The organism is Novosphingobium sp. ST904 (genome assembly GCF_001298105.1).
Lineage (GTDB): Bacteria > Pseudomonadota > Alphaproteobacteria > Sphingomonadales > Sphingomonadaceae > Novosphingobium.
Window position 1 is genome coordinate 14,840 of sequence record NZ_LGJH01000143.1, and the last position, 14,256, is coordinate 29,095.

At 66.7% G+C, this 14,256-nt stretch carries 9 protein-coding genes and 3 pseudogenes; 5 read left to right on the forward strand and 7 right to left on the reverse strand.

Features of this window, described 5'->3' with window-relative positions:
* Positions 1-15: 15 nt before the first annotated feature.
* Complete coding sequence (locus ADT71_RS35690) at positions 16-207, forward strand: winged helix-turn-helix transcriptional regulator (RefSeq protein ID WP_082370327.1); 192 nt, start codon at positions 16-18, stop codon at positions 205-207.
* 223 nt (positions 208-430) lie between these two features.
* Here the strand turns inward: ADT71_RS35690 and ADT71_RS12670 are convergent, their stop codons facing one another.
* Complete coding sequence (locus tag ADT71_RS12670; protein WP_054437328.1) at positions 431-1,828, reverse strand: sensor histidine kinase KdpD; 1,398 nt, start codon at positions 1,826-1,828, stop codon at positions 431-433.
* A gap of 7 nt (positions 1,829-1,835) precedes the next feature.
* Positions 1,836-2,513: a response regulator transcription factor gene (locus ADT71_RS12675; RefSeq protein WP_054437330.1), complete on the reverse strand. Its 678-nt coding sequence runs from the start codon at positions 2,511-2,513 to the stop codon at positions 1,836-1,838.
* Between the two features lie 148 nt (positions 2,514-2,661).
* Between ADT71_RS12675 and ADT71_RS12680 the strand changes: the two genes are divergently transcribed.
* The gene (locus ADT71_RS12680) at positions 2,662-3,042 is read left to right on the forward strand and encodes a hypothetical protein (protein ID WP_054437332.1); all 381 of its coding nucleotides are present in this window, start codon (positions 2,662-2,664) and stop codon (positions 3,040-3,042) included.
* Positions 3,043-3,104: 62 nt separating this feature from the next.
* Positions 3,105-3,914 carry a hypothetical protein gene (locus tag ADT71_RS12685; protein WP_054437335.1) on the forward strand — a complete coding sequence of 270 codons (810 nt, stop codon included), beginning with the start codon at positions 3,105-3,107 and terminating at the stop codon, positions 3,912-3,914.
* 62 nt (positions 3,915-3,976) lie between these two features.
* On the opposite strand, the pseudogene ADT71_RS12690 reads toward ADT71_RS12685, so the two are convergent.
* The 4 genes and pseudogenes from ADT71_RS12690 to ADT71_RS12705 form a co-directional block, all read right to left on the reverse strand.
* Positions 3,977-5,379: pseudogene (locus ADT71_RS12690) on the reverse strand (efflux transporter outer membrane subunit).
* On the reverse strand, positions 5,369-6,586 hold the full coding sequence (locus tag ADT71_RS12695; protein ID WP_054437337.1) for an efflux RND transporter periplasmic adaptor subunit: 1,218 nt from the start codon (positions 6,584-6,586) through the stop codon (positions 5,369-5,371). The pseudogene ADT71_RS12690 and the gene ADT71_RS12695 overlap by 11 nt, the downstream one beginning before the upstream one ends.
* A pseudogene (locus ADT71_RS12700) lies at positions 6,526-9,776 on the reverse strand (efflux RND transporter permease subunit). Before ADT71_RS12700 ends, ADT71_RS12695 begins: the two are co-directional and overlap by 61 nt.
* Before the next feature lie 260 nt (positions 9,777-10,036).
* Positions 10,037-10,819: a helix-turn-helix domain-containing protein gene (locus ADT71_RS12705; protein ID WP_054437339.1), complete on the reverse strand. Its 783-nt coding sequence runs from the start codon at positions 10,817-10,819 to the stop codon at positions 10,037-10,039.
* A gap of 82 nt (positions 10,820-10,901) precedes the next feature.
* Here ADT71_RS12705 and ADT71_RS12710 point away from each other — a divergent pair, with 82 nt between their 5' ends.
* Together ADT71_RS12710 and ADT71_RS12715 are read left to right on the forward strand one after the other, a co-directional pair.
* Complete coding sequence (locus ADT71_RS12710) at positions 10,902-11,687, forward strand: class I SAM-dependent methyltransferase (RefSeq protein WP_054437341.1); 786 nt, start codon at positions 10,902-10,904, stop codon at positions 11,685-11,687.
* Positions 11,688-11,784: 97 nt separating this feature from the next.
* Positions 11,785-12,413: pseudogene (locus ADT71_RS12715) on the forward strand (LysE family translocator).
* 41 nt (positions 12,414-12,454) lie between these two features.
* On the opposite strand, the gene ADT71_RS12720 reads toward ADT71_RS12715, so the two are convergent.
* Positions 12,455-14,092: a Na+/H+ antiporter gene (locus ADT71_RS12720; RefSeq protein ID WP_082370324.1), complete on the reverse strand. Its 1,638-nt coding sequence runs from the start codon at positions 14,090-14,092 to the stop codon at positions 12,455-12,457.
* Positions 14,093-14,256 lie beyond the last annotated feature (164 nt).

Below are 14,256 nucleotides of genomic sequence, written 5' to 3' on the forward strand. Positions count from 1 at the left end.
GGGACAAGAGGGGCCATTCCCGCCGTCTCAGCCAATATCCTGGCGCGTAGGCTGCGCGAGCTCGAAGAAGCCGAGATCATAAGCCGGCGGGCGCTGACAGCCCCTGCTGGCTGTAAGGTCTATGAACTGACCTCGCTTGGCGAAGCGGCGCACCCGGTCATCGGGACAATCGATCGATGGGCATCGGTGCTTGTCCGGCTAGGGTAGTTTGAACCAAGGTCTCAGAATAATCTGCCGAAAGAATAGCCTTTATGGTGTTATTATCATCGGAAGCCATCCGACAGCACTCTGCTCGGCCTCGGTCGATGGACACTAGCATTACAACTGGCCGAAGGGTCTGCTTTGGCTAGGTCCGGTCATAATCTGAATGTCCGCTCCCAAGCCTGCGAAAATCTCGGTCGAACGGCTTGGTTGGGCGCTATGCAGGTGTTTAATCCGAGGCGGCCTGGATGGGCATGCTTGCCGAAGCTTGTGCGGGGAAGCGCAAGGTTACCCGCAGGCCCGGTGCCGCGTCGGCAAATTCGATTCTGGCACCGTGGACCTGGGCGATGGCGGCGACCATGCTCAGGCCGAGCCCTTCGCCGGGAATGCCCGCCGAGCCTTCCGCACGGTAGAACGGCTCGGTCACGCGCGCGCGGTCGGCCGGGGCTAGGCCCGGGCCGTCGTCCGCCACGCTCAGCACCACCTCATCCGCCCGCCGGACTGCGCGGACTTCCACCCTTCCCCCGTCAGGCGCGTGCTTGAGCGCGTTGTCGAGGAGGTTCGAAATCGCCTGAAACACCATGTCGAGGTCGAGATCGGCCACCAGCGGGCGCCGCGCGAGAAGCTCCAGCTCGATCTCTCTCCGCTCGGCTTCCGGCTGGTAGAATTCGACCACGTCTTCCAGGAGTTGCACCAGATCGGTGCGCTGGAGCCGCACCGTGGCCCGGCCGCCTTCCAACCGGGAAATGCGGATCAGGGCGGCGAATATCTGGCGGAGCCGGTTGGCCTCCACGATGGCCTCGCCGATGGCGATGCGGGCTGCCGGGTCGTGGCCGAGATCGTGTTCCAGCACTTCGAGCTTGCCCGCCAGACGCGCCAGCGGGGTGCGCAGTTCGTGCGCGGCGTTGTCGGACACCCGGCGGACCGCGTCGAACAGGCTCTCGATCCGCGAAAGCATCAGGTTCAGCGTTACGCAGAGCCGGTCGAAGTCGTCGTTCGTGCCCCGCACCGGCACACGGCCGGAAAGGTCGCCTTCCATCACCTGCAAGGCCGTGGACGTGATCGTGTCGATCCGCTTGCCGATGGTGTGGCTCATCAGCCAGCCGCCGGTAAGCCCCAACGCCAGCGTGCCGCAGAGCATCCACAGCGCGCCGGTGCGCAACATGTCTTCATCGTCCACGATATCCTCGACATCGCGGCCCACGATCAGGCGCCCGCCGTCCGGCATCGTCTGGTCGCGCACCAGCGCGGAGTGGTCGATCTCGAAACCGTCCACGAACCTGTCGGCCTCGATGATGGACAAGTGCCGGTTCGGTACCGGCGCCCAGCTCGGCAGGTTGGTGGCGAGGATTTCGCCGTCCGGCGCGATCAGGGCATGGAACGGGATACGCTGGTCCGCGCGGTGCGAGCGTCGCTCCAGCGCCGCCCGCGCCGCCGCGATCCCGTGCGCGCGGTAGATCGCGGCGATCTCGCTTGCCTCGGCCTCCACCACCGAACTGACCTGATCCATCGGCCGCTCCACGCGGAACCAGTAGCCCGCGCCGATCATCAGCCCGACGGAAAGGCTGAACAGCACCGCGTAAGTCAGCGCGAGCCGGAACGACAGGCTGCGCAGCAGGCGCTTCATGGCCTTGTCACTCCGGCCGCATGACGTAGCCAAGCCCGCGGATCGTGTGGATCAGCGGCGCCTCGTCGTCCTGCGCGATCTTCTGGCGCAGCTTGGAAATGTGCTGGTCGATGATGTTGGTCTGGGGATCGAAATTGTAGTCCCACACGTTCTCCAGCAGCATCGAACGGGTCACCACCCGCCCCGCATTCCGCGCGAGATAGGCGAGAATCCGCAGTTCGCGCAGGGTCAGGTTGATCCGCCGGCTGCCCCGGGAAACCACGTGAGCAACAAGATCGATCTCCAGGTCGGCCACCCGCAAGAAGTCGCTCGGCTCGGTGACGGCGGCGCCGCGGCGACCGAGGCTTTCCACCCGCGCCAGCAGTTCCGACATCGCGAAGGGCTTGGCCATGTAATCGTCGCCGCCCGCGCGCAGGCCGCGCACGCGCTCGTCCACATCGCCCAGGGCGCTGACGATCAGGACCGGCGTGGCGTTCTCCGTCGCGCGCAGCGCCGCCAGCAGCTTGAGCCCGTCCAGCGAGGGGAGCATCCGGTCCAGAACGATGACGTCGTAGGTCTCGCAAGTGGCCTGGATCAGCCCTTCGCGCCCGTCCGCCCGATGCTCGACAATGTGCCCGGCCTCGCGAAGACCCGCCGCGACATGGGCAGCCAGACTGGCATCGTCTTCGACAAGCAGGATCTGCATATGCGGTTATCGTCGGCCCGTGATCGCAGGAACATGTGCTCGTACCGGCACCGCGCGCCCACGTCGAGTGCGGCGAGCCGAATGCAACATGGGCAAATCCAAATGTTTCCGCAATCATGGCGAGACACTGGCGCGGCATAGGCCGAGCATGAACGCAACTGTTGCAGCCGCATCGCAAGTCGTCCTCCCGCCTCCGGCCACCACCCTGAAGGGCGCCGCGCCGCGCCTGATCCATGTACTGGCAATCGGCGGCGCGCACCAGTTGCCGCATATCGTACCGGTGGCTTGCGAACTGGAACGGCGCCATCCCGGCAGCGTGACCATATTCGTCCCCAAGGCCGCCGACGTGCAGGCCGTGCGCGATCTCGCGGCGAGAATGGGCATGCCTCTGCCGGCGCTGGTGGAAATGCGCCTGCCTGCCCCGCTGAATGCACTCGTTCCCGGCTTCGCGCGAAAGATGGCGCGGCTGATCTACTGGTCGCCGCTGCTGCGCGATGCCGAACTGATCCTCTGCGCGATGCCGAACTGATCCTCTGCGCGGAACGCACCTCCACGATCCTGCCGCGCCTCTGGAAGCAGTGCCCGCCGCTGGTGCACATTCCCCATGGCGCCGGCGACCGGGCGGTCGGCTTCGAAAAACGCTTCGAACTGTTCGACCATGTGATCGTGGCGGGCGAAAAGGACCGCGACCGGTTGCTGGCTGCCGGGCTGGTGACGCCGCAACACTGCACCGCCGCCGGGCCGATCAAGCTGGCTGCGATGCTGCGCGCCGGGCTCCATCCCGCGCCGCTGTTCGACAATGGCCGCAAGACGATCCTCTACAACCCGCACTTCACCAAGAAGCTGAATTCCTTCGACGCCTTCGCCGCGAAACTGATCGATGCGATGGTGCGTGACGGGCGCTACAACCTCGTGGTCGCGCCCCATGTGCGGATGGCGGCCCGCTGGTCTGCAAACCGCCGACGCGAGTGGGAAGCGCTGGCAGTGCCGGGGCAAGTGATCGTCGACCTCGGCTCGCCGCGCTGCAACGACATGACATATACCTGCAGCGCCGATCTCTATCTCGGCGATGTCAGCAGCCAGGTCTATGAGTTCCTGATCCGCCCGAGGCCGTGCCTCTTCGTCAACGCGCACGAAGCGCAGTGGCAGGACTGCGAGGACTACGCGATGTGGCACTTCGGTGATGTGGTGGCGCCGGACGCCGATCCCGTGGCGGCCATCGACCAGGCCTTCGCCGACCACCGCGCCTATGTGGCCTGGCAGAAGGAGCGCATGCGCTATTCGATCGGCGGGCTCGACTGGAAACCGGACGGCACGCCCTTCATCGCCTCCCAGGACCCGATCCGCCTTGCCGCGGACATCGTCTCCCGCGTCGCCGGGCTTTCACCGGCCCTGGCCTGACCGCAGCTTTCGCCGTCCTTGCGCGCGGCGCGCCGCACGCAAGGAGGTAAGTGTATGCGAACCTAGCTCATGCCGCCCATCGCCCGGACATAAGCGACATTGGCGCGCAGCCGCGCCGTCTGTACGCTGATCCACGAGCGCTGCGCGTCGAGCGCGTCAGTCTGGGCGGTGACCACTTCTAGATAGTCCGAAGCGCCGTCGCGGTAGCGCGACAGGGCGATCTCGCTGGTGCGCTGCGCGGCCTGCGCCGCATCGCGCTGGGCCCCGGCCTGCGTCTCCAGGTGGTGCATCGCCGCGATCGCATCCTCCACGTCCTGGAACGCGCCGAGCACGGTAGAACGGTAGCTGGCCGCCACTTCCTCGTACTCCGCGCGAGACATCTTCACTTGCGACTTGCGCGCGCCGCCGTCGAACAGCGTCAGCAGCGCCGAAACCGGGCCGAGCGACCAGAAGGTGTTGGGCGTCCTCAGCAGGTCGCCATTCGTGGTCTGCCAGCCCCCGGCCGCGCCGAGGCCGATCGAGGGGAACCACGCCGCCTTGGCCACGCCGATGCGGGCATTGGCGGCAAAGACCCTGCGCTCGGCTGCGGCGATGTCGGGACGGCGCTGGAGCAGTTCCGAAGGCACGCCCACGGCAACGTCCGGTACGTCGAGCGGCTCGCTGCGCATAGGCAACGAGAATTCCGAAGGAACCACGCCGACCAGCGCCGCCAGTTCGTGCTCGGTCGCCGCACGCTCGTTGGCGATGGCCGAGACTTGCGCACGGGCATTACCCAGCACGGTGCGGGCGCGATTGACGTCGATGCCCGAGGCGATGCCGCCCGAATGCCGCGTGTCAGTGAGCTTGAGCGCGCGCTCGAACGCCTCGACCGAACGGCTTAGCAGGTCCGCCTGTGCATCGAGCCCCCGCAGCCGCAAGTAGGCATCCGCCACCGAGGCCTGGAGGCTGAGCCGCGCCGAGGCGAGATCGCCGCCGGATGCCACCGCCTCGGCATTGGCGGCTTTCACCGAATTGCGAACCCGGCCCCACAGGTCGAGTTCGTAGGACAGACTGCCGCCGACCACGTAGTCGTTATAGGTGCGTGCCGTACCCGTCGATAGCGGGCGGCCAGCCGAAACGCGGTCTCGCGATGCCTCCGCGCTGGCACCGACCGTCGGATAGAGATCCGAGGCGGTGACACCGGCGGCGGCGCGTGCCTGATCGTAGCGGGCGAGCGCTGCGGCCAGCGTCGGGCTGCAGTTTCGGCCCGCTTTTCCAGGTCGTCCAGCGTCGGGTCGCCGAACATCGTCCACCACTCGCCGCGCGCCTCGGCATCACGCGGGGCGGCCTGCGACCAGCCCGCCACTTCGCGGAAAGCCGGCGGAGCGGCGGTTTCGGGGGCGTGATAGTCGGGCGCCATCGAGCACCCGGCCATGGAACACCCGGCGAAAAGCAGCGCTGCGGCTGCGCGCAGCCTAGCCGCCATGAGCGGCGCCCTTTGCAGCCGCAGGGGCGGCAGGCTTCGGCGCGGCCTTCTGGATCTTCACCTGGTCGCCGCTGCGCATCGAATCCGGCGGGCTGTCCACCACTCGGTCGCCCTGCCTGACGCCGACCGAAACCACCACCGTCTTGCCAAGATCGCGCGCAATGGTGACCGGGCGCACGGTAACGCGGTCGTTCGCGCCGACCACGGCCACGCTCGGACCCTTGTCCGTATAGAGGATCGTGCTGCCCGGCAGGGTCAGGCCCTGCACGCCGCCCGCCACGTCGAAGTGGGCTTCCACGAAGGCGCCCGGCTTCAGTGCGCCTTCGCTGTTGTCGGCCTGGACCTCGACGAGGACCGCGCCGGACTGCGCATCCACCGCGCCCGCGCTGCGGGTAACGGTGCCGGGGAACTTGCGCCCCGGGAACTCGGGCAGGGTCAGATCGACGTTCACGCCCTGTATGACCTGCGCCGAATAGATCTGCGGCACCCGGACATAGACGCGCATGCGGTGCACGTCGGAAACGGTGAACAGCGGCTGCGCAGCGGCATTGCCCGCCACTACCAGCGCGCCGATCTGCGCCGAACGGCTGGTCACGACACCCGCGAACGGGGCTGAGAGGCGGGTGAAGCCGCGCGTGGCTTCCAGTTCGCGAACGCTGGCGAGCGCGGCATTGGCGAGCGCGGTCTTCGCGGCGAGATCGCCCGCCTTCTCATCCACTTCCTGCTGCGAGACGGCGTCCTGCTTGAGCATGGCGCTCCAGCGCTTCGAGGTCGTGGCGGCGAGCCGCTGGTTGGCCAGCGCGGTCTGATAGTCCGCCTTGGCCTGCGCCAGCTGCTGGTCGACTTCGGGCGCATCGAGCACGGCGAGCGTCTGCCCGGCGCCCACCTTGTCCCCGATGTCGGCCTGCCAGCTGCGGACATAGCCGTTAGTGCGGGCATAGATCGCGGCGCTGTTGAACGCCTGCGCGGTGCCCGGCAGCGCAAGGCCGCCCGCGTCCGCCGCGCTCGCCGGGGTAACGACGGCGACGGTGGGCACGGCGGCATCCTCGGCCACGGCTTCGAGATCGCGCGTGGCGCTGAGACGCGTGGCGATGCCCGCGCCGACCACGGCCAGCGCGATCACCGCGGCGCCGATGCCGACCCGCTTCAGCGTGCGGGTTTCCGGCCCCGTGGGCTGGGCGGCGAGTTCAGAGGTCGAATCATGCATGGGCGGCCTGCACTTCCTGGGGGGGCAGCCTTCTCGCGGCGACGGCCGTGGACGAAGGCAAAGACGGTGGGAACGAAGAGGAGGGTTGCGATGGTGGCACAGATCAGGCCGCCGACGACGGCGCGGCCGAGCGGGGCGTTCTGCTCACCGCCTTCGCCGAGGCCGAGCGCCATGGGGCCCATGCCGATGATCATCGCCAGCGCAGTCATCAGCACCGGGCGGAAGCGGACGAGGCCCGCCTCCATCGCCGCCTTCACCGGGTCTCCCAGCTCGGCGAGCTTTTCGCGCGCGAAGCTGACGACGAGGATCGAGTTGGCGGTGGCCACGCCCATGCACATGATCGCGCCTGTCAGCGCCGGGACCGACAGTGTGGTCCCGTCGCGAAGAGCATCCAGACGATACCCGCGAGCGCAGCCGGAAGCGCGGTGATGATGACGAAGGGATCTAGCCAGGACTGGAAGTTGACCACGATCAGCAGGTAGATCAGCACGACCGCCGCCAGCAGGCCCCAGCCGAGGCCGGAGAACGCGGTATTCATCGTCTGGTACTGGCCGCGGATAGTGATCGTCGAGCCCTTGGGCGCTTCGGCCTTCAGCTCGTCGATCGCCTTCTGCACGTCACCCGCCACGGCGCCGAGATCGCGGCCCTGCGGAGTGCCGTAGATGTCGATGACCGGGGCGATGTTGTAGTGCGAAAGGACCGGAGCCGTGGTCGAGCGATTGACCGTCGCCAATGCGCCGAGCGGTTGCGGACGGGTTCCGGCCGCAGCGCCGGAAACCGGGAGGTTCGACAGCTTGCTCATCGAATCCACCGCATATTCGGGCGCCTGTGCGACGACCGCGTACTGCACGCCGTTGTCGGGGTTCACGAAGAACACCGGCGCGGTCTGCGAGGTTCCCGCCAGCGAGTTGCCGAGGCTGGTGGTCACGTCGCGTTCGGTGAGGCCGTACTGGCCCGCGCGGGCGCGATCCACGTCGACATCGAGCTGCGGCGAATTGGCCGGCTGCTGGAGGCGCATGTCGGCAAGGCCGGGGATGCGGGCCATCTTGGCCATGAGCTTCTGGGCATAGACGCGCGAGCCTGCCAGGTCCTTGCCGGCGATCTGCACGTCGATCGGCGAAGGCGAACCGAAGTTCAGGATCTGGCTGGTGATGTCGGCAGGCAGGAACGAGAACTGGGTGCCGGGGAACAGGCGCGGCAATTCGCGGCGCAGCTTCTCGACGTAATCGCCGGTCGGCGCGTGGTCCTTGTTCAGCGTGATCAGCATGTCGCCGTCCTGCGGGCCGATGGTGCCGCTGTTGTTGTAGACGGTGTTGATCGAGCTGACTGGCAGGCCGATGTTATCGGTGATCGAACCGACTTCGGTGCGGGGAATGAGCTTGCGCACTTCCGCCGAAATCCGTTCGAACCGCAGCGCCGTCTCGTCGATGCGGGTACCCACCGGCACGCGGACGTGCATGGCGATCTGGCCGGAATCGACGGTCGGGAAGAAGTTGCTCCCCAGGAACGGCATCAGCCCGAACGAGATGACGACGATCGCGAGGAAACCCATCATGAAGGCCTTCTGGCCCTGCAATGCGCGGTGAAGAATGCCGAGGTAACCGTCCCGCAGCTTCTCGAAGCGGGCTTCGAAGCCGCGCTGGAACCGCACGAGGGGGTTGTGCGATTCCGGCGTTCCGGCGTTGTGCGGGTTCTCGTCGTGGGTCGTGTGCGGCTTCAACAGGTACATCGCCAGCGTCGGCACCAGCGTGCGCGACAGGACGAACGAGGCGATCATCGCGAAGACCACCGAAAGCGCCATCGGCACGAAGAGGTAGCCCGCGACGCCGGGCAGGAAGAACATCGGCACGAAGACGATGCAGATGCAGAGCAGCGAGACGAACGCCGGGGTGACGATCTGGGCGGCGCCGTCAAGGATCGCCTCCATCACCCCCTTGCCCTGTTCGAGGTGCCAGTTGATGTTCTCGATGGTCACGGTCGCGTCGTCGACGAGGATGCCCACCGCCAGCGCCAATCCGCCCAGCGTCATCACGTTCAGCGTCTGCCCGAACACAGCCAGCATGGCGATCGCGGCCAGCACCGCAAGCGGGATCGACAGCGCGATGATGACGGTCGAACGCCAGGAACCAAGGAACAGCAGGATCATCAGCGAGGTCAGCGCGGCGGCGATGGCGCCTTCGTGGATCACCCCGTTGACCGCCGCCTTCACGAACAGCGACTGGTCGCCCACCGGCAGGATCTTGAGGCTGTCCGGTAGGGTCTCGGCGATCTTGGGCAGGGCTCCCTTCACGCCCTCGACGATGGAAAGCGTCGAGGTCGCGCCGTTCTTGAGCACGGTCAGCAGGGCCGAGCGGCGGCCTTCGACGTGGACCACGTTCTGCTGCTGGGCGCTGCCGTCGCGGACATAGGCCACGTCGCGCATGTAGATGGTCGCGCCGTTGACGACCTTGACCGGCAGTTCGTTCAGCGCCTCGATGGAATCCGGCGTATTGTTGAGCCGCACCGAGTACTGCGTCGCGCCTATCTTGACGAAGCCGGCCGGGTTGATCTGGTTCTGCGAGGCGATGGCATTGCCGACATCGACCGCGGAAAGACCCTTTGACTGAAGCGCCTGGGGATCGAGGTCGATCTGGACCTGGCGCTGGCGGCCGCCCGAGGGGAACGGCATGGCAAGGCCCGGAATGGTGACGAGGCCGGTGCGGATCTGGTTCTGGCCGATGTCGAACAGCTGCTGCTCGGTCATGCCCTCGCCCGACAGCGCGAGCTGGAGGATCGGCACGGTCGAGGCGCTGTAGTTCAGGATCAGCGGCGGGGTGATGCCCGGCGGCATCTGACGCAGCACCGTCTGCGAAACCGAGGTCACCTGCGCGGTGGCGGTGCGAATGTCGGCGCCCGGCTGGAAGTAGATCTTGACGATGCCGGTGCCCTGAAGGGACTGGCTCTCGATATGCTCGATATCGTTGACCGTGGTGGTCAGCACGCGCTCATAGGGCGTGACGATGCGGTCCGTCATGTCCTGCGGCGCAAGGCCCGCATAAGTCCAGGCGACGGCGATGACCGGCACCTTGATTTCGGGAAAAATGTCGACCGGCGTGCGGAAAGCCGCGAGCAAGCCGCCGATGGCGATGATGATGGCCATGACGATGAAGGTCAGGGGGCGGTGCAGCGCGGTCTTGACGATACCTAGCATCGAGAACTCCATAGGCCGCCCCGCACGCAAGACGCGCGCAGGACAGGCGAATTCCTCTCCGGTTCATTTTTTGGTTGGGTTTCCCCCGCTGCGACCCTCTGCTGCACGTGACATCAGAAACGGACGGGAAATCCTGCTGGAATAGTTCAGCCCCTAACGACCTGATCCCCGTTAGAAAAATGCGCTGGACGGGATACTCTCATGAATCAATTTCATGATTGGCGGTCATGCATTCCTGGAAAGGGCGGGCCGGGTGAAGGTTATATGTGCTTTTCCGCCGGTTGCAGGAAGACAACCCGGAAATCGCCGCGCTCAACGTCCGCAAGGGTATGCTGGGTGAAGCGTATCATACCTTCATCGGGGTGGCGAAATGTTCGTGTTCCGCCTTCGCGCGCGAGCACGCTCTGCCCGTCCCACGATTCGCGAAAATCGGGACTGTTCTCCTGAAGCCATTCGACCACCCCGCGCACACGCGGATCTGCAAGGGCATGGCTGTAATCCCGGCGGAATTCCGCCAGCAGGCGCGCCGCGCGCTCCTTCCAGTCCGGCAGCAGGACGCGGGCGGCGGGATGGGTGAAGACATAGCGCAGCAGGTTGGGGGCGGCATCGCCCTCGAACAGGCCCACGAACAGGCGCCGCGCCGCCTCGTTGGCCGCGCAGACCGCCCATGCCGGGTCGAGCGCATAGCAGGGCCAGTCCAGCCGCTCGACGAGCGCCGAAATGGCGAGCGGTGCGGCCTGCCGGGCATGGGCGAAGGGATCGACCGGATCATGCCTGCCGGCCAGCGCGAACAGATAGTCCCGCTCCGCCACCGAAAGACTGAGGCCCACCGCCAGCCGCGAGAGTGTTTCGGCGGAAGGGCGCACATCCCGGCCCTGTTCGATCCACGCCACCCATGTCGTGCCGATCGCGGCACGGGCGGCAAGCTCCTCCCGGCGCAGCCCCGGAGTGCGGCGGCGGCGGTCATGCCCTTCAGGCGCCATGCTCTCACGGCGGGTGCGAACGAAGGCGCCCAGTAAACGTCGCTGCTCGTCGGTCTGCATGGTCAGCTTTATAACAGGATAACAATGTTCATTGTAACAGGCTATAATCCGGGCGAACGGGACTTCGCAAGGAGATTACCCCATGACCAACGACAATTCCCGCCAAACAGCGGCACCGCAAGACCGGCACGAACTGGTGGAAAGCCAGTTCGGCACCACCGCCGCCGCTTATGTCACCAGCAAGGTCCATGCCTCGGGCGCCGACCTCGACCGGATCGCCTTGCGCGCCCGCGAGGCCGCGCCGCGCCATGCCCTCGACCTCGGCGCGGGCGGCGGCCATGCCGGATATGCCATCGCCCCCCATGCCGGAGCCGTGACCGCCAGCGACCTTTCGCCCCGGATGCTGGACGTGATCGCGGCCGAGGCGGCCCGGCGCGGGATCACCAACATCGCGACCCGCGCGGCTCCCGCCGAAGCCCTGCCTTTCGCGGACGACAGCTTCGACTTTCTCGCCTGCCGTTTTTCCACCCACCACTGGCGCGATGCCGAAGCAGGACTGCGCGAGGCCCGGCGCGTGCTGGCACCCGGTTGCCCCGCGATCTTCATCGACGTGATCGCGCCCGCCGATCCCGCCGCCGATACGCATCTGCAGGCGGTCGAACTGCTGCGCGACCTCTCCCACGTGCGCGATTATGCGGCGGCGGAGTGGCTCGCGATGCTGGCACGCGCCGGGTTCGCCGCGAAACGGATGACCACGGCCCGCCTGCGCATGGATTTCGCGGACTGGACCGGGCGAATGCGCACCCCGCCGGAACAGGTGGCCGCGATCCGCGCCTTGCAAAGGGCCGCCAGCAGCGAGGTGTCCGCGCATTTCGAGATCGAAGCCGACGGCTCGTTCACAATCGACACGGTCCTCATCGAGACCTAGGCGGCGTAGACCGACAGGCTTGCGCGCCGCCAAAATCCGATTGCGATGGCGCCGCTCCGGACCTAAGCGAATTCTCCCTTTTAGGCCGAGACGAACGATGACGCTCCAGACCTGGTGGCTCTATGCCTTTGCCGTGTTCCTGCTTTCGGGACGCCCGGCCCGAACATGCTCCACGTCATGACACGCAGCGTCGAGTTCGGCTTCCGCCGCGCCATGGCCGCGATGGCGGGATGCATGTTGGCGATCACGCTCGTGCTCGCCGCCTCGGCAGCCGGCCTTACCGCGCTGCTCAAGGCGATCCCCGGCGCCTTCGAGGTGCTGCGCTACCTCGGCGTCGCCTATCTCGTCTATCTCGGCATCAAGTCCTGGCGCTCCGACGTTTCCCAGATCGAAGAAGGCGACGACAGGATCGACCGGCGCAGTTCGCCCTGGGCGCTGTTCCGTGGCGGCTTCGCCATTGCGATCAGCAACCCCAAGCTGCTGCTCTTCGCCGCCGCCTTCTTCCCCCAGTTCATCAATCCAGCCGAGCCCAAGGCCCCGCAGTTCGCGGTGCTCGTCAGCACTTTCGCGGTGATCGAGATGCTCTGGTACTGCACTTACGCCATGGCCGGCGGTTCGCTCTCGCGGCACTTGCGCAAGCCCTCGGTGAAGCGCGTGTTCAACCGGGTGACCGGCTCCATCTTCGTCGGCTTCGGTGCCGCGCTGCTCACTTCGCGGACCGCCTGAGTGAAAGCCTCGGCCGGTCCACGTACCGGACGCGAGGTGTTTCAGCCCCGGTGACGCGCTTCGGCGAGATCGAGTTCGCGGGTCAGCTTGCGGATGGTCTCGCTGCCGACCCGACGCTCGCGGATGAGTTCAGCCAGCGCGATCCGCTCCGCCTTGACGCCGACGAGGCGGAAATCGCGGAACAGCAGTTCCTGCGCACGGGCCGCGTCGCTTTCGTCCTCGCTCAACCCTTCGATGCGTTCGCGGTAGAAGTCCATGACGCGGCCGCCGGCGGCGGCATAACGGTCGGCATCGCCGCGGTTTTCCGCCAGCGCGTGCGTGTGCCGCTCGATCGCGCAGATCGCCGCCTCGGCCGTGGCGATGCGCGCGGCATCCTCCTCCGCCTGCTTCGACGGTTCGGCCGGCATCGTCAGGTCCTTGAGCAGGACCGGCAGCGCCAGGCTGGCAACCACCAGCGAGACGATAATGACCCCCGCCGCCAGGAAGATCGCCAGATCGCGCGCCGGGAACGGGCTGCCATCGTTCAGCGCGAGCGGCAGGGTCAGTACGCCTGCCAGCGTGATCGCGCCGCGCACGCCCGCGAACGACATCGCCGCCACCAGCCGCCAGTTCGGGCTGCTCAAGCTCACGCTTTCACCCGCCTGACGCTTGCGCAGGATGGTGAACTTGAGCGAAAGCCACACCCAGGCGAAGCGCAGCGCCGCAAGGCCCAGCACGATCGCGACGACATAAAGCCCCAGCCAGCCCGGCTCGGTATGGCCGGTCATCGCGACGGTCCGCTTGGCGCCTGCGAGAATGGCGGGAAGCTGTTCGCCCAGCAGCACGAAGATGATGCCGTTCAAGGTGAACTGGATCGTGTCCCACACCGAGTTGCGGCGCATCCGCGTGACCGCCATGGCCTGGCGCGAGATTTCCGCGAACGTCATGGTCACGCCCGCCGCCACGGCGGCAAGGATGCCGGAGGCGTGGAAGTGCTCGGCCAGCATATAGGAACCGAAGGGGATGAGCAGGCTCACCAGGATCTGCGAGCCGGTATCCTCGCCCCAGCGGCGATTGACCCAGGTCTTCGCGCGCGAGACGACCACGGTGACGGCAACGCCGATCGCAAGGCCCGCGCCCGCCACCCACAGGAAGTTGAGCGCCGCCGCGCCGGCGGAGAACGTCCCGGTCAGCGCCGCCGCGATGGCGAAGCGAAGGCAGACCAGCCCGGAGGCGTCATTGAGCAGCGATTCCCCTTCGAGGATGTGCATCATGCGCTTGGGGATCGGCACGCGCGCAGCGATGGCCGAGACCGCGATCGGATCGGTCGGGGAAACCACCGCGGCCAGCGCGAAGGCCACAGCCAGCGGAATGGCCGGGATCATCCAGTGGATGAACAGGCCCATGCCGACCACCGTAGTCAGCACGAGCCCCAGCGCCAGTTCGACGACGGTGGAGACGTCCTTGAACAATTCGTCCTTGGGAATCCGCCAGCCGTCCAGGAACAGCAGGGGCGGCAGGAACAGCAGCAGGAACAGTTCGGGATTGAGCGACACGCTGTAGGAGGTCGAGAGACCGATCACCCCGCCCAGCAGGATCTGCACCAGCGGTGTCGGCACCGACCATGGCAGCATCCTCGATATCGCGCCGCTGACGACAACTGCCAGCAGCAAGAAAAGTACGACCGAAACTGACTCCAAACCTTAATCCTTTCCTGTTTCTGCCGGGGACCATGGCGGCATGCGTTAAGGATTGCAAATCCTGCATCCGTCTTTTTGGCCCTCCGTGCGCCGCGGAAACGGTTTGAAACAAAGTTGCCGTAACCGCTTCCATCCGGGCGCCTTGGGCACTCGACGGGAATCGC